The sequence below is a fragment of the Paenibacillus sp. FSL R7-0163 genome (assembly GCF_037969975.1).
GTDB lineage: Bacteria > Bacillota > Bacilli > Paenibacillales > Paenibacillaceae > Paenibacillus_AQ > Paenibacillus_AQ odorifer.
In genome coordinates, this window is the sequence record NZ_CP150224.1 from 2,862,449 (window position 1) to 2,878,967 (window position 16,519).

General features: G+C 42.3%; 9 protein-coding genes. 3 read left to right on the forward strand and 6 right to left on the reverse strand.

Features of this window, described 5'->3' with window-relative positions:
* Window positions 1-32: 32 nt before the first annotated feature.
* Window positions 33-668, reverse strand: a complete 636-nt coding sequence (locus NST45_RS12590) for an SUMF1/EgtB/PvdO family nonheme iron enzyme (RefSeq protein WP_176462527.1) — start codon at window positions 666-668, stop codon at window positions 33-35.
* 190 nt (window positions 669-858) lie between these two features.
* Between NST45_RS12590 and NST45_RS12595 the strand changes: the two genes are divergently transcribed.
* Together NST45_RS12595 and shc are read left to right on the forward strand one after the other, a co-directional pair.
* On the forward strand, window positions 859-1,305 hold the full coding sequence (locus NST45_RS12595) for an OsmC family protein (RefSeq protein WP_036677906.1): 447 nt from the start codon (window positions 859-861) through the stop codon (window positions 1,303-1,305).
* A gap of 121 nt (window positions 1,306-1,426) precedes the next feature.
* A complete protein-coding gene (shc, locus tag NST45_RS12600) occupies window positions 1,427-3,319 on the forward strand; it encodes a squalene--hopene cyclase (protein ID WP_076144166.1) in 1,893 nt (630 codons plus the stop codon).
* A gap of 948 nt (window positions 3,320-4,267) precedes the next feature.
* Here shc and spoVB read toward each other — a convergent pair.
* Window positions 4,268-5,824, reverse strand: a complete 1,557-nt coding sequence (gene spoVB / locus NST45_RS12605; protein ID WP_076099270.1) for a stage V sporulation protein B — start codon at window positions 5,822-5,824, stop codon at window positions 4,268-4,270.
* Between the two features lie 469 nt (window positions 5,825-6,293).
* Here spoVB and NST45_RS12610 point away from each other — a divergent pair, with 469 nt between their 5' ends.
* Window positions 6,294-9,773 (forward strand): sugar-binding domain-containing protein, encoded by a 3,480-nt coding sequence (locus NST45_RS12610; protein ID WP_339825801.1) that lies wholly within the window; start codon window positions 6,294-6,296, stop codon window positions 9,771-9,773.
* An 89-nt stretch (window positions 9,774-9,862) separates the two neighbouring features.
* On the opposite strand, the gene NST45_RS12615 is transcribed toward NST45_RS12610, so the two are convergent.
* The 4 genes from NST45_RS12615 to NST45_RS12630 form a co-directional block, all read right to left on the reverse strand.
* Window positions 9,863-12,652: a glycoside hydrolase family 3 C-terminal domain-containing protein gene (locus tag NST45_RS12615; RefSeq protein ID WP_076272532.1), complete on the reverse strand. Its 2,790-nt coding sequence runs from the start codon at window positions 12,650-12,652 to the stop codon at window positions 9,863-9,865.
* A 180-nt stretch (window positions 12,653-12,832) separates the two neighbouring features.
* On the reverse strand, window positions 12,833-14,314 hold the full coding sequence (locus NST45_RS12620; protein ID WP_339825805.1) for an Lsa family ABC-F type ribosomal protection protein: 1,482 nt from the start codon (window positions 14,312-14,314) through the stop codon (window positions 12,833-12,835).
* A 300-nt stretch (window positions 14,315-14,614) separates the two neighbouring features.
* Window positions 14,615-15,523, reverse strand: coding sequence for an NAD(P)/FAD-dependent oxidoreductase (locus NST45_RS12625; RefSeq protein ID WP_339825808.1), 909 nt, complete (start codon window positions 15,521-15,523; stop codon window positions 14,615-14,617).
* A 279-nt stretch (window positions 15,524-15,802) separates the two neighbouring features.
* The gene (locus tag NST45_RS12630; RefSeq protein ID WP_076099273.1) at window positions 15,803-16,315 is read right to left on the reverse strand and encodes a DinB family protein; all 513 of its coding nucleotides are present in this window, start codon (window positions 16,313-16,315) and stop codon (window positions 15,803-15,805) included.
* Window positions 16,316-16,519 lie beyond the last annotated feature (204 nt).

A 16,519-nucleotide genomic window follows, 5' to 3' on the forward strand; every position in this document is an offset into this window, starting at 1 on the left:
TCCTCTAACTCCGATTACAAATGTATGGCCCATTAATAAGACCGGGCAAGACGGAAGCCAAGATCATCTACGCTAAATGTTGGATGACTACGACGGCGGCATGTGGCTCCACATCCTCTGTCCTCTTCTGCCCAGCTGCCTCCCCGAAAAATTCGATAGGAGCCATACACTTGTTCATCATATAAATCCCAGCACCATTCCCATACATTTCCTAACATATCATAAAGTCCCCAAGCATTGGGTTCCTTTTGTCCTATTTCGTGGAGTTCGCCACCTGAATTTTCATTATACCAAGCAATTTTATCCAGTTCTCCATATTGATAACCGGAAGTTCCTGCTTTACATGCATATTGCCACTCTGCTTCTGTTGAAAGTCGATATCCGTTTGATTCCTTATCCCAAGTAATGAGTTTACCATCTTCACCTATAGTATAAGCTTCTATAAATCCAGCTTTCTGGGAAAGCAGATTGCAAAAAGAGATGGCTTCAAACCATGAAATATTCACAACCGGTTTTAGATCTCCATGAGATGAGTTATTAATTATAGCATTGTATAGATCCACAGTTACAGGATAAGGTGCAAGAAGAAACGGTTTGATTTCTGCTTTCCATCTACGCTTTATCCGATCGTCTCTTAATTCTATTTCTCCCCCTGGAATTGCAACCATAGGATAGTCCAAATAGCTCTCAATTTCGATTGACACTCTAGCTGCCTCCTATCTATTATTTTAATCATGTATTGACGGGTATACAGAATAGAACTATAATCTATACAATTCCTAGAAACATACTATGAATTATAAAAAATAAGAAACATTAAATCATCCTTAGTTTGTCCACAAGAAGGAGTGTAAACACATGCCAAATGTTCAAACTTTCAAAGCAACTGCTCATTTGCAAGACGGCGTTAGGGTCGTTACTAATGTAAGACAATTCGAGCTGGTCATCGACGAACCGACAAGTCTAGGGGGTACGGATACAGGAATGAATCCTGTTGAAGCTTTGCTCGCTTCTTTGGGTGCCTGCCAATCCATTGTAGCTCGGGTCTACGCCTCTAAATTTGAGGTGGAGCTAGAAGATTTCAGAGTAGATGTGGAAGGTGACTTGGATCTCGACGGATTCTTCAACCGCTCTGAAGTACGTCCTGGCTATTCCGATATTCGGTATACATTCTACATAAAGACTCCATCCCCTGCTGAGAAGGTCGAACAGTTCGTACAATTTCTGGAGAGCAAATGCCCTGTAGGTGACACCATTGCTGCTCCGGTTAATCTCAAGCTACATCGTATTGTGATTGAAAATTAACCGTTTTATAATGCAAAGAGAGCTGCAAAGTTGCGTAAAAGCGACTAAGCAGCTCTTTTTCATGACCTGTTCTCCGACTTCATATAATGTTAAAAATGATGCCTTCGGAGGAACCCAAAAAATGACGGATATACTAAGAAAAGTAGATAAAGAAATCGAACGTTTGACAACGTTCTTGCTACAACAGCAGAAGGATGACGGCTCATGGCATTTTTGTTTTGAGAACGGGATTGTGATCGATGCTTATATGATCATTCTCTTTAGGGTGTTGAACCGACAGAATGAAACCCTCATTCGGCAGCTACATGAACGCATTCTTGACGCACAACAGCGAGAGGGTTTCTGGCAGTTATATAAGGACGAAGAAGCTGGGAACTTATCCACATCGGTCGAAGCTTATTATGCCCTGCTCTACTCTGGGTACAGTAAGATAACAGACGAGCCAATACTGCGGGCTAAGCGTTATATACTGTCTAAAGGTGGATTAGGCAAAGTCACAAGTATCTTAACTAGAGTCATTCTCGCCGCAACGGGTCAAAGCAAGTGGCCTTTAGCAATTTCTTCGATTCCACTGGAGGTGCTTTTGTTTCCGTCTTACTTCCCTATTAACTATTTCGAATTCTCTGGCTACTCTAGGGTACACCTCACTCCTATGCTCATTATGGCCGATCGGCGATTTTCGATCACTACAGCCCATGCTCCTGATCTGTCAGATCTTATGGAGACACGGTTGGATGCAGATGAATCGCCTACTCGTGGATATCAGGAGCTGCAGGATGTTATTCAAATGGGTTTGAGCAGATTACTCGGGAGTCCACACTACATACATGAAGCTGCCAAAAACAAAGCAGAGCAATATATGCTCCAGCGAATCGAATCCGACGGTACCTTTTACAGCTATGCCAGCAGTACAATTCTTATGGTTTTTGCCCTGCTTGCTCTCGATTATGATCGGCAGCATCCAATAATTACAAAGGCCATTCAAGGTCTCACCGCGCTGCAATGCCAATCAGATCATAAAACTACAATTCAAAACTCTCCATCTACAATATGGGATACAGCGTTAATCTCCTATGCTTTACAAGAGGCTCAAATTCCGGTTGATCACAAAGGAATAAAACACGCTGCAGCTTATCTTCTGGATAAACAGCATCATCAAACTGCTGATTGGAGCATCCATAATCCGGATACAGTTCCCGGTGGATGGGGATTCTCTGAGTCTAATACAATCAATCCGGACGTAGATGATACAACGGCAGCCTTGCGAGCCATCCGAAGCTTATCAACAATTCACCCTTCATATCTGGAATCATGGAATCGTGGACTGAATTGGGTCCTATCGATGCAAAATAACGACGGTGGCTGGCCGGCATTCGAAAAAAACACCAATAAAGAAATGCTCACATGGCTCGCAATCGATGGTGCTAAATCTGCAGCTATTGATCCTTCGGAAGCAGATCTTACCGGACGAACTTTGGAGTTTCTCGGAAACTTCGCTGGTTTAAATACACAACACGAGTTCATTAAACGGGGTACGAAATGGCTGATTCAACATCAGGAGAAGGATGGTTCGTGGTATGGAAGATGGGGTGTTTGTTATATTTATGGCACTTGGGCATCATTAACAGGCCTGCAGGCTGTTGGGCTCCCTATAAATCATGATACGTTGCAAAAAGGAGTGAAGTGGCTCCTAAGCATTCAGAACTCGGACGGCGGCTGGGGGGAGTCTTGTCACAGTGATCGGCTTCTACAATATGTTCCTTTAGGAGAAAGCACACCTTCTCAAACCGCCTGGGCACTTGATGCACTCATCGCTGTTCAGCCGGAGCCAACAGTAGCGGTGGAAAAAGGGATTCAAAGACTAATCACGTCTATTCATGAAGAGGATTGGAAAACTTCTTATCCAACTGGCGCTGGACTCCCCGGTAATTTCTATTCCAATTATCATAGTTACCGCTATATCTGGCCACTACTCACATTGAGTCATTACAGAAAAAAATACGGTCAAGGATAATACTCGGTAATACTCGGTAATAACTAGCGTTGTCCTGCTCCACTTCTTAACTGTCTCGAAAAAGCTTGGATCGCCAGAGCAGCAATCGTCCGTTACTGGAGAATCTCGTTGCTCTGATGTTATGAATCGAGAGATGAATGCTTTTGTCCGTTGCACCTACCTAAATCACCCAGTCTTGATCAAGCTTAGAGCTTTTCGGACTCAGAAGACGCTATTTGCGTAGGCTTTTGAGTTAGATTAAGGACTCCAGTGCAACTATTCCTTAAAAAGAGAGTCATTTCGGGTGTTTTTCATAGTAATAACTGCGATAGTGTCCGTTAAAATTCCAATTGTAAGCTAAATCTGCTCTTAAGGTCAGCTGAGTCCGATAGCAAATACGTGTGCGCAAAATGTTACCTATCAAGCCAACTTGCCATTTGGATCAGCCCTATAGGAATTACTTAAATTACTTATGAGCTAGCTCCATTTTTGCATTTGAGTCAATCGAGGATAGTTAGCATAAAGCTAATTAGAATCAGGCAGCGATCTCCGATAATCAAGGATCGCTGCCTGATATTTTGGATCACTGGCGGTTTGACTCAGCAAATTATGACTGTAACTTCTGATATCCCCACTCCGTATATTTGTAGCGCAAGATTTTAACGGAAGCTATTAAGTAACTGCATTTTATACACTTAATCCGTATTGCTAGGGAAAAACTCCGACTTTAACTGCATTCTATACAATTAAAATCAAGAGAAATCACCTAGAAGCCTTAATCTCATGAGAATAGATGTAAGAAATACAGCTATTTTCAATGCGCAACTGCTTTGAACGATTATAGCTGTACAAAATACAGTTAAACACATTGCTGCTTCCCATTTCCTTCATCCGCCTCCATACTGGCACACAGAGGGTTGCATCATTGCTCGATTTACTTTTTGGAGCACGGTACCGAAAGATCACCATTCAAGAAACAGGCGTAATCGTTGGTGGTTTCGGTGCTCTTTCCCAAGCACGGGTTACCTGCAATGTTGCTGCATAGGTGATTAACGAAACGAGCAACGCTCCGAACAGTTCAATGATCTGCCCCAGGTCCAATCGTTCCAGAATTCCGTGAGCCGCCAGCCCGCTAAGCGCCATGACAATTCCTCCTGCTCCCACCTTAAATACAATACGAAAGTCAAAATAAAATCCGATCGTTCCTGCCACAGATAAAAAATTCAACAGTGTCAGCAGCAAGAGTCCCAGTCCGAATCCCATGGCCACCCCTTCGATTCCAATATTAGAACCAAGAACAAAGATCGCAATCACTTCGAAAATATTCGTAAGAATATGGTTCCACATAACGGTTGATGCTTTCCCCAAACCAAGCAAAATTGCTTGCAGTGGCGCTCCAAAATAATAAAGAAAAAATAAGGGTGCAATTAACCTTAGCAGCTCGCCCGCTTCTGGCGAATGGTAGATCATAGTCGTTAAGGGTACAGCCCATAGGTACAGGATGATTGTACATGGAAAACCTACTATAAGCGCGGATCGCATAGCCATATCCATCCGACTATGCATAAGCTTGCTATTGTTGCTCACACTTGCTTCGCTGATCGCCGGAATTAATGCAGTCGACAACGATTGTGTGAAGAAGCTGGGGAGAAACAACATGGGAAGAGCATAACCCGCCAGAAGTCCGAATTGCTTGGTTGCCATCTCAACACCTACACCAAACAGTACTAGACTTTTCGTAATCAGCAGTGGTAAAAAGGCATGATAGAGAGAATGAATAAAACCGCTGCCTGTCATCGGTAAGCCGATGCGCAGCAAATCTCTTAACGTACTGTCTCCTTTAAGTGAAATTCTTGACGTATGTGGTGGAGAGGTTTTGATCTTACCTCGATTTGCCCATTTGAAGACAGCGAACAAATAGAGCAAACCAAAACCTTCCCCAACAACGGAGGCAGCCATCGCGCCAGCAGCCGCATAGGCAATACCGTAGGGCAGCAAAACGTTGACAACACCGATAATGACAATGATTTGCGCCAGATTCTCAATAATATCGGAAAAGGCAAGTGGGTTCATGTTCTGTTTTCCACGAAAATAACCTTTCAGTACAGCAGACATCGCAATAATTGGAATGATCGGCGTAATAGCAACCATAGCATAATACGCCCGCTGATCGGCCAAAAAAATCGATGCGATCCATTTGGAGCCAAATAGAGCCACTAAAGTTAATATAATACTCAACGTACCCGTAATGCTTAAGGATACAGTGAGAATACGCTTTACTCGCGCTTCATCCTGCTTAACCTCAGCTTCCGATACAAGCTTTGAAATCGCAACAGGAAGCCCCAGCTCTGTCAGCGTAATAAATAAGGGAAGCAGTGGATGAGCAATCATAAGCAGCCCTACTCCCTCTGCTCCCAAAAAACGTGCCAGCAAGACTCCGTTCAAAAAACCAAGCCCTTTTGTGAAAAATGACGACACGGTTAATATGAACGTGCCACGAATAAAACTTTGTTTACGCATCCCCATTTATACGCATCTCCACCTATGGTTTGTCCTGTCCTTCTTTCTAACTTATTCGAACAAACACAAGTACATGCAGACAAGTATTTGTAAAGTATTTAATCAGCAATAAGCCGCCACATCTTGATTGGTATACCAGGCAATTTCCCTCACTTTCATTATCTTCTGTAGCAAAAACATTTTTCATAGACCAGAGATACTTCTCTGTATCGCTCATTAGTACTGTTTTTGTATAAATTTCATCCTCCGCAATAAAAGATATATTAAGAAATAAATAGATAATTTACCAATGACATGTTATCATTTTGAATGCGATTTCAATAGCTTTGTTATAACGTTTTTTTTACTCTTCTTCGTGAATGTCTTTTTGCAAAATCTTTGATATGATAAAAAAGAATACAAAGGCTTTACGGAAATCATTCACATCGTTAATAACCACTTCTAAATTTTCCAAAGATAAAGGAGAACTTCATTCATGAGTCAGAAAACAAGATTAAATAATGACTGGTTATTCAGCAAACAGCCGCTTAAGTCTACTTTAGAATCGGTGATAGCAGCTGATTCGGAGTGGATCGACGTAACCTTACCCCATGACTGGCTAATTTTTGATACACATAATCTATATGAAAGCGGAGAAGGCTGGTACCGTAAAAGCATAGTTATAGATGAGCACGTGCCAAATAGCCGTGTGTCGCTTCGTTTTGAAGGCGTATACATGGACTCCACTCTCTATGTGAACGGCCATATCGCAGGCGTCTGGAAAAATGGATACTCCACTTTTGAATTAGATATCACGCCATACATTATTGAAGGTATCAACGAAATCTATGTTCAAGTGGTTCATGAGTCTCCTAACTCACGCTGGTATTCTGGTGCGGGCATCTATCGGAGTGTATGGCTGAAGACGTATCCAGGGACACATATTGTGCCTGACGGTATTTATATCTCTACTCGCAAAAAAGAGGATGTCTGGAATGTTGAGGTAGATACCGAAGTATTGTGCAATGATCTATTGCAAAGCGCAAAGCACTACATAATTCGTCACAGTATACTAGATGCTTCAGGAACTTGTATCTCTCATGTAGAAAATGAAATTCCAGTACAAGTCGGGTCTGCTGTACCCAGCTCTGCCCTCTTATCCATCAATAATCCAATGCTCTGGGATATTAACCAGCCTTACTGTTATAACCTAAAAACGGAGCTGTTAGAGAACGAACAAGTGATCGAGGAAGAAGTCCAAACCTTCGGATTCCGTACGATGGAGTTTGACAGCCAACAAGGTTTCTTTTTGAATGGCCGAAAGGTGAAGATTCATGGCGTATGCCAACATCATGATTTGGGATGTTTGGGGGCTGCGGTGAATAAGGTAGCTCTAAAAAGACAGATTATCCTCCTGCAGGAGATGGGCGTAAACGCTATTCGTACGGCCCACAATATGCCAGCCGTTGAATTGATGGAACTAGCCGATGAGATGGGCGTGCTCATAGTTTCCGAAGCATTCGATATGTGGGAACGCAGTAAAACTCCTTTTGACTACGCCAGATTTTATCCGGATTGGTGGAAACAAGATATTGCCAGTTGGGTACGCCGGGATAGAAATCGCCCCTCCATGCTCATGTGGAGTATCGGAAATGAAATATACGACACCCATGCCGATGAACGCGGCCAAGAGTTAACCATAGAATTACGAGATCTGGTGCAGGTTCATGACCCTAAAGGAAATGCAGTGGTTACTATCGGTTCCAACTATATGCCTTGGGAGAATGCACAGAAATGCGCAGATCTAGTGAAGTTCGCAGGGTATAACTATGCCGAAAAATACTATGATCAGCATCATGAGGAACATCCAGACTGGATTATTTATGGCAGTGAAACATCGTCTACTGTACAGAGCAGAGGCATCTATCACTTCCCTTTTGCTCAGTCTGTATTGTCTGACGATGATGAACAATGCTCAGCTTTAGGAAATAGCTCCACTAGCTGGGGTGCCAAGAACACAGAAGCTTGCATCATTGCAGATCGTGATGCGACCTACTCACCGGGACAATTTATTTGGACTGGATTTGACTATATCGGGGAGCCGACCCCGTACTTCACTAAAAACTCGTATTTCGGTCAACTGGATACCGCGGGATTCAAAAAGGATTCCTATTATATTTATCAAGCAGAATGGACGGATTACAAGGTCGCCCCGATGATTCATATTTTTCCATACTGGGATTTCTCTGAAGGGCAGCTTATTGATGTGCGAGTATGCTCCAACGCACCACAAATCGAATTGTTCTTTAATGATCAATCCATGGGCACTTTTAACATTGACCATAAACATGGTAAAAAGCTGCTTGGGGAATGGCAGCTCCCATTTAGCGAAGGTACTCTACGAGCAGTCGCTTATGATGAACACGGAGTACAGATCGCTGAAGATACGGTAACTTCTTTCGGAGATTCAACTACTGTGGTCATGAAGCCTGATAAAACTCAGATCACTGCTGACGGATCGGACTTGGTATTTGTTGAGATCTCGACCCTCGATCAAGAAGGACGTCCCGTGGAGAACGCCAATAATCGTATCCAAATCTCTGTAGAAGGACCGGGGCGTCTTGTTGGTTTGGATAATGGTGACAGCACTGACTACGATTCATATAAAGGAACAAGTCGCCGGATGTTCAGTGGAAAATTGCTTGCAGTCATTGCCTCTTCATTGGAGCCAGGTAAAATCGTTGTACGTGCATCTTCCCAAGGCTTACAGTCCGCTGAGCTTACACTGACTGCCGAAGCACGAGAGCTAGATCATTCTAAGGACGAAGAGCTTGTACTTTATCAGCATTCGTCACAATCACTATCGGATGTGAGCGAGTTATCCCAAGACTATTTATCAGATGAAATTCCCGTTCGCAAGCTGGAAATCATATGCCCACAAGGAAATCAACTAACGAAGGACACCCGAGCACTTCCGGTTCGTGTGCAAATTCATCCAGAGAACGCAACCTATCAGGAAATTGAATGGCGAGTTACGAATGCTGCCGGCATTGACGCCAATATAGCCGTTCTTGAGGCAAATGGGCATGAAGCAGTAATATCGGCTTTGGGAGACGGAGACGTCTATGTACGGTGTGCAACGAAAAACGGTGCAGATCAAGTGCGCCTGTACTCGCTTATGGAATTCCATATTCGAGATATGGGAGCGGCCTTTTTGAATCCTTATGAGTTTGTTTCCGCTGGTTATCATAGCAATACGAGCCGGAACTTAACAAATGGGAATGAACGCGGAGTGGCTACTGCAAGAGAAGGAGAAAGCTGGATCTGTTTCGACAACATCGATTTCGGTGATTATGGAGCTACTGAACTTACCCTTCCTATCTTCGCGCTAGATAACGATAAATATACGATTGATATATGGAAAGGTACTCCGGATGCTCCAAACGCAGCTCTGCTGACACAGGTAACCTATCAAAAACCTTCTATATGGAATGTATATCAAGAGGAAACCTACTCATTACCTGAGCGAATAAAAGGTGTCACCACCCTTTGTTTTGTTCTTCATAAAAAGATTCATCTCAAGGGCTTTCAGTTTAACAAACCTTTAAAAGCGTACGAACAACTTAACGTTCTGGAATACAATCAGATTTATGGAGATTCCTTTACACTGGCAGATGGACAAATCAAAAATATTGGTAACAACGTCTCTCTCATCTTTAAAGATATGGACTTCGGTGATACTGGAAGCACTAAACTAACCTTATGCGGGCATTCGCCTATCGATAAAAATACTCTGCATATTCTATTTAGCGGACCAGAGGGTGAAAAGAGACAGCTTGTGGAGTTTACACAGTCAAGTGATTATTGCGAAAGAGAATTTGTGTTGGAGCGCGTAACCGGTCCACAAACCGTCACCTTTATATTTCTACCGGGGAGCCAGTTTGACTTTAAGTGGTTCCAGTTCCAAGCAGAATAAGGTAGTTTCAACTTTAAACTAATCGCTTACCAAAAGAAAACCCTGCGCATTAGCACAGGGTTTTTCCTTTAACTTATATTTAGAGCTACTTAGTCAACTTTATTAAATTCGATCCAGTCGATCTGTAAACCTGGTTTAATGAATTCCAGTTTCATTTCATAAAGACCTGCTTCGAGTTCTACTTTCACAAGCTTTTGTCTAATCCATTGACCTTCTGTCCCGTTGGTTTGAATGGTTGTCATCAATTGATCATTCAAATTAACATTGCATGCACTTTGAGCCAGCTCAGGCTCTGTTGACATGATATGCACGAGGATCCGATATTGACCAGCTTGGCCAACTTCAAAGAAAGTCGATCCTTCAACGGCTGGCTTAACCTGTGGATTTTGAGATAAGGATTGTACTTGTTCTGCAGTAAGTGAAGGATTAGCCTTAAACGACTCAACCGTTTCAACAATTTGCTGTTTTCTCGAGAATACTGGAGCATGCATGATGAACTCACAAATATTCATTGCAGAACGTTGCAGCTCTCCTCTAGTCAAAGATCCATTTTCCAAGGATTCAATGGTGTTGTCATTCCATCCATTAATTTCGGCGCCATAGTTAGCTACAACCATGTACAGGTCATTTTGTGCACGGACCATCCAATTTGTAAATTTCCGGTCTGCAGCTCCACCATTAACGACATCATTCATGATGGCCCACCAGTCTGTCATGACAATACCTTTGAAGCCCCATTCTCCGCGGAGAATTGTAGTGTTCAAATCGTAATTTGAAGCGGCCCAATGTCCATTAACAGGGTTATAAGAGGTCATAATTGAATTTGCCCCACCCTGCTTCACAGCAATTTCGAAACCTTTCAAATAAATCTCGCGAAGCGCACGTTCCGACACAACAGCGTCAACCTTACTGCGATGTTTCTCCTGATTATTGCAGGCAAAATGCTTCAGTGTGGCATTAGAGCCACCTTTCATAATCCCACGTGTACATGCAGCGGCAAACACCCCAGAGATCAAAGGATCTTCAGAAAAATATTCAAAGTTGCGGCCATTAAGCGGGCTGCGACGAATATTCAGACCTGGTCCAAGCAAGGTGTCTATGTTGTTTCTTACCAACTCTTGTCCTTCTAACACATACAGCTCTTCGACTAATTCGGCATTCCAAGTAGCTGCAAGAAGCGTTCCGATCGCAACCTGAGTCGCTTTTGCTCCACTATCCATACGAATTCCTGAAGGACCATCTGCCGTACATGCAACAGGGATTCCTAAGTTATATAGACTATCACTTACTCCTCCAAATGCAGAAGCTGTACCCGGTGTAACTAAAGGACTGCTCATGCCTTCACCCCGGACAATGGCAGCCAAGTCATCGTCACTAAGCTGGGCAATAAAAGCTTCCATACTAACTTTTTGTTCAAATACATCTCTTAATTTATGCCCTTGATTGCCTGTCTGGGAGATCGTTATTGGTAGATTGCTCTCGATCCGTTCTGCTAACGAAATCTTGCGTGTTGGAACCTCTACATACAGAAGTTCATACGAACCGTCTGCATTTTGAACGCCAGGTTGCATTCTTGTAAAGCTTTGCGTTGGTGCAAGAGCTTCTTGTAACTGTTCCACAACTTGAAGAGTTTCCACGACATAGCCGCTATTCCCTTCAACCTTGACTTCCTCCACTTTTTTAACACTCGTTCCCGCAAACACGCGGTACGTGCCTTCTTCTAGCACATAAGCAGAAGCATGCCCTGTCACACCAGCGTCATCATAGGAAGCCATAGAATGAACAGGAAAACTCACAGTAAGACGTTGTGCTTCGCCTGGCTGAAGGACTTTTGTTTTTGCGAATGCTGCCAAAGCTTTAGCAGGCTGTCCCAATTTTCCTTGTGGAGCTTCATAATAGACCTGAACGACCTCTTTTCCAGCAAAGGTAGTTCCTGTATTGGTTACGGTTACGCCGACTTCAACATTAAGTTCGCCAGCTTTGTTAATAAGTTTTGCTTCTTCTGGCTCGAGCTTAAACTTGGTATACGATATTCCATAACCAAACTCATATTGAACCTTTTCTGGGCAAAATGTCTCGAAATAGCGATAACCAACATAGATATCTTCCTGATAAAGGTTTGTAAATTCATTGCCGTAGTTATGTGTTGACGGGTAATCGTTGATGGAATATGCGATCGTGTCTGTTAATTTACCGCTTGGAGTCACTTCTCCAGCCAGCACGTCCGCAATTGCATTACCACCTTCCATTCCCCCCTGCCAAGAGTAGATGACAGACGAAATCGGATTTTTATAACTTTCATCGTTCAGCCAGCTCATATCAATAATATTAGAGACGTTCAGTACAACAATCGTTTGCTCAAAATATGTAGTTACCTGCTTCAGCATCGCCTTTTCATCAGCTGTTAGTTGGTAGCTCCCTGAACCATCGACATTATCCTGATCTTCTCCTGCTGTACGTCCGATTACAATGATTGCTTTGTTCGATTTTCTTCTAGCCTCTGCTACCAATTCGTCGGATAAAAGCATTTCCTTCTGGTTCCATGGCTCTGCAGCCCAAACGCCGCCACCATTATCAAATGGATTTTGCGCAATCCACTTCTCATATACTGCTGCCAAATCTTCGTTGACCGTAAGGTTCTTTTTACTGCGAAGACCGCCTAGCAGGTTGGTCGTATAAGTAACATGAACACTACCGCCCGAACCAGTACCACTGCGATAATAATTCACTTGAGTTCTGCCAAATACAGCAACATTATCATTTTCACCAAGCGGAAGCACCTGATGATCATTCTTCAACAGTACCGCACCTTCAGCGGCTACCGTTCGGCTAAATTCTGCAAAACCTTCTAATGGAATTCCCACACTCTGTGTACTCAACTTGTTTCCTCCTGTTGTTCAATTCTATAGGTTGTTTCTTTAGGCATCAATTACATATCATAAAGTTTAACTATACCATTATAGTACATTGGATAACTGTAATATATATAATAATTATCTTTATTAATATAATAATATTGGTCTGTTAGAGTTGGAAATTTTCAATCGATGTTAAAAATATCAGCTAAGTTCAATGATCTTCGTGGCAACATTATGGCAAAATTCGCGATCATGCTCCACAAAAACGAATGTTGGTGTATATTCAAGCAATAGCTCTTCAATTTGCATACGTGAAATAACATCAATAAAATTAAGCGGTTCATCCCAAATATACAAATGAGCTTTTTCACTAAGACTTTTGGCGATCAGGACTTTTTTCTTTTGGCCGCCACTGTATGTGGAAATATCCTTATCAAATTGAATTCTGGAGAAATCAAGCTTTCGCAGAATAGATTTAAAAAGACTTTCATCTATCCCATTCTCTCTAGCATAATCTGTTAAATCGCCCCGTAGATCAGAAGTGTCTTGCGATACGTAGGAAATGATAAGCTGGCTATCCTTAGTGAAGGTGCCGGTATAATCTATATCCTCGCCGCAGATCAATTTGATGATACTTGATTTCCCGGAACCATTTTTACCCGAGAGTGCAATTCTCTCCCCCTGCTCAATGGTAAAGCTTACTTCTGAACATACCCTTTTCTCTCCGTAAAAAACCGAAACATTGTCCAGCTCCGCAAGATGACGTTTATGATAAGCAAGCTGCGTGATCTCTAAGTTCTCAGAATTTTCAATATTTTTAAGAAGCTTAGACTTTTCGTTGATGGCAGATTGCTGTCTTTGCTCGATGGCTTTAGAGCGTTTCATCATTTTAGCGGCCTTGTGCCCAACATAACCTTTATCTAACTTAGATCCAGAATTTCTAGTTCCGTTTTTAGTTTTTTCCACCTCATGTGACCAGTTACCTGTCCGTTTAGATGATGCTGACAAGCGTTTGATATCTCTTCTAAGTTTTTCGTCTTCTGCTAACTCAAAGTTATCTTGTCTGACTTTATTCTCCCACCAGCTAGAAAAATTGCCCTTTTGAATCTCTATATTAGTTTTATTAATCGATAAGATGTGATCCACACAATTATCAAGAAAGGATCTGTCGTGAGAGACCAGAATATATCCACTTTTTGAATTGAGGTAATCACTGACAAGCTTTCTTGCTGTCATATCCAAATGATTTGTAGGTTCATCAATCAACAGGAAGCTATTTTCCTTAATGAATAATGTGGCTAACAGCACTTTCGTCTGCTCTCCGTTAGACAATGAATCAAAGGGACGATATAACACATCCTCAGAAACCTTTAGCAAAGAAAGCTCACGCATTAACTTCCAATGAATATAATCCGGAAAAATCTCGCTGATCACATCTATGGTGTTAAGCTCCTTGTTATTCACCTGAAAAGGGAAATATTCAAAGCTGACATGAGCAGAAATATTACCGCTGTATTCATGCTTTCCAAGCAATAAGCTAAGAAATGTAGTCTTTCCTCGACCATTTCTCCCTGTGAAACCTAATTTCCAATCGGTATCGATTTGAAAGTTTACGTTCTCAAATATGTTATCGTAGCTGCCTTCATAGGCAAAGGTTAGATTTGTGACATTTATTAATGACATAAAATAATCCTCCTGTATTTTAAAAAATAAAAGCCACAAGAAAGTTACTTTCTTGTGACTCAAATAAATACAGCAAATCCAGCCCCAAATGGAGTTAGATATGGATATATTTTCGAGTGAAAAGAAGTAGTAACTTTCTTGCATACAAAGAATAAAACAAACGAAATAAACCATTGTTGTTGTTTTATTCATCATAGGACGCAAGAATAATTACTACACTATACTTTTCAACTCCGATCATTAATTTGTAATTATGTTATCATGCATACTTATTATTTTCAACTTCCTACCCATAATTCGTTAAAAAAGTTCAAATTCTTCTTCTGTAAGATCCATATTTACACTCATAGCTGTCCGACTCCCGTCAGCCGCGGCAAACACTAGCTGAGAAGGCATAAAATAAGAAACATCTCCAGCCGAATATAATCCTGGAATCGAGGTTCTCCCCGCACCATCTGTGCTAAACCCACCAGAATCATTCCGCTCTACAGCCAAATGATCTACGATCGATGCCGTTTGGATCAAATTCGGAGCAATAAACCCTCCCGTTCTTATGATCTCAGTACCATCCGCAAAACGAACCGCCTGAAGTTGCCCGTCATGACCCATAAAAGAGGAAACTAATGATTCTTTGACTACAACCCCCTTGGCCTCAAGACTTTTTTTCTGTTCATCTGAAAGGAATGTCTGGCCGTTCGTGCAGATAACCAAATCTTTACTCCAATTGAGCAGCATTTTTGCCATATGAAAAACATGTGGATTTTCGGAAACAACGACAAGGGGTTGATCTCGTAATTCCCAGCCGTCACAATACGGGCAATTAAACAGACTTTTTCCGTATAATGGACGTAGGCCCTCTATCTCAGGAAGGACCTCCTTTAACCCAGTCGCCAAAATCAATCTGCGAGCTTCAATGTGACGACCAAACGAATCAAGTACTGCAAATCCAGAATCATTTTTGTTAATCGAAATAATCTCAGTCTGGATATGCTCAACTGACGGATAACGTAGTACCTCCTCATACGCAATACGACGAAACTCGGCTGGTGTAACCCCGTCTCTTGTAATAAAACCATGTGACGCATGGGTAACAGCATTTCTTGGCTGATTATTATCAATTAAAGCTACTTTTCGTCTTGTCCTACCAAGAACAAGGGCTGCGTTCAAGCCTGCGGGTCCACCACCAACAATAATGCAATCGTAAATCACATGAATCATCTCCTATATGCAGATATTAAAGACTCTTTTTGTCTATTATTAAATCAAAAAAATATCTGTTACATCATAGATTTAATGAATCTATAATATCTCCAAATTAACTAAAGTGTCAACCCAAACCTCCCGATCCTCCATGAGTTTTATTTAGTGTAGTGCTAGAAAAAAGCAAATAAGCCCATTACCGTATGTTTGGAAGTAACTTAATACTCCAATATATAAGGTAAGAGCTATATCTTGAACTTACTTGGCAGTGTAGGGCTTCCTCACTAATCAAACTTCCCCGTTTGCTAATTCTAATTCATCAGCCGAGGGTCCATAAAGACCAGGTACCGGCACGTCAAGCAGCCGCAAATATACTCCAAGCTGTGCCCGGTGGTGAACCATGTGATTCAATCCGATGGTACGAAGCGCAGCAGCCCGGGTCTGACGACGGATGATCTGCTCCCCGTTCCGCAAGGTCCACTCGGCGCCGAGCATCTCCACATTGCTTGCAGTAATTAATTCCTCAATCTCACGAGCTTTCAGGTCGAACTCTTGTAGAACCGCATCGGGACTCTCCAGTGCTTCTCGTCGGTATGCCACGGATGCCAAATCAAACTCCGAGTAAAGAAGAATTGCGGATTGCCAGCTCAGAAGGTTAACGAGATGTGTGGCCAGCCCACCCAGGCTCATTGACTTAGAGTGTGGTTTCCATGTCATATGCTCCTGAGGCAGCTTCTCCAGTATCCGACGCGTACCAGCCAACTCCTGCAAAACATCCCCAATGATCAGCTCTTTAACCATTCATCTCTCTCCTCTCTTCTGTAAAGCAATTTCTTTTGATCATTCGTGTGATACTTTTGTTCCTTTTCCCAAACAGTTTCTAACTCTCCGCTGGATCGGACCGTGGGGCTCTTATTTCGAAAATTTATGGCATTTCACCAGGTTATCGGACCCAGATGCAGCTATTTCCCTAAAAACACTCCGATTCTGTGCCATTATAAGCCA

Bases quoted from the DNA above. Each gene is read 5' to 3' on its own strand.
- NST45_RS12590 (WP_176462527.1), bottom strand. From the start codon at position 668: ATGGTTGCAATTCCAGGGGGAGAAATAGAATTAAGAGACGATCGGATA.
- NST45_RS12595 (WP_036677906.1), top strand. From the start codon at position 859: ATGCCAAATGTTCAAACTTTCAAAGCAACTGCTCATTTGCAAGACGGC.
- shc (WP_076144166.1), top strand. From the start codon at position 1,427: ATGACGGATATACTAAGAAAAGTAGATAAAGAAATCGAACGTTTGACA.
- spoVB (WP_076099270.1), bottom strand. From the start codon at position 5,824: ATGGGGATGCGTAAACAAAGTTTTATTCGTGGCACGTTCATATTAACC.
- NST45_RS12610 (WP_339825801.1), top strand. From the start codon at position 6,294: ATGAGTCAGAAAACAAGATTAAATAATGACTGGTTATTCAGCAAACAG.
- NST45_RS12620 (WP_339825805.1), bottom strand. From the start codon at position 14,314: ATGTCATTAATAAATGTCACAAATCTAACCTTTGCCTATGAAGGCAGC.
- NST45_RS12630 (WP_076099273.1), bottom strand. From the start codon at position 16,315: ATGGTTAAAGAGCTGATCATTGGGGATGTTTTGCAGGAGTTGGCTGGT.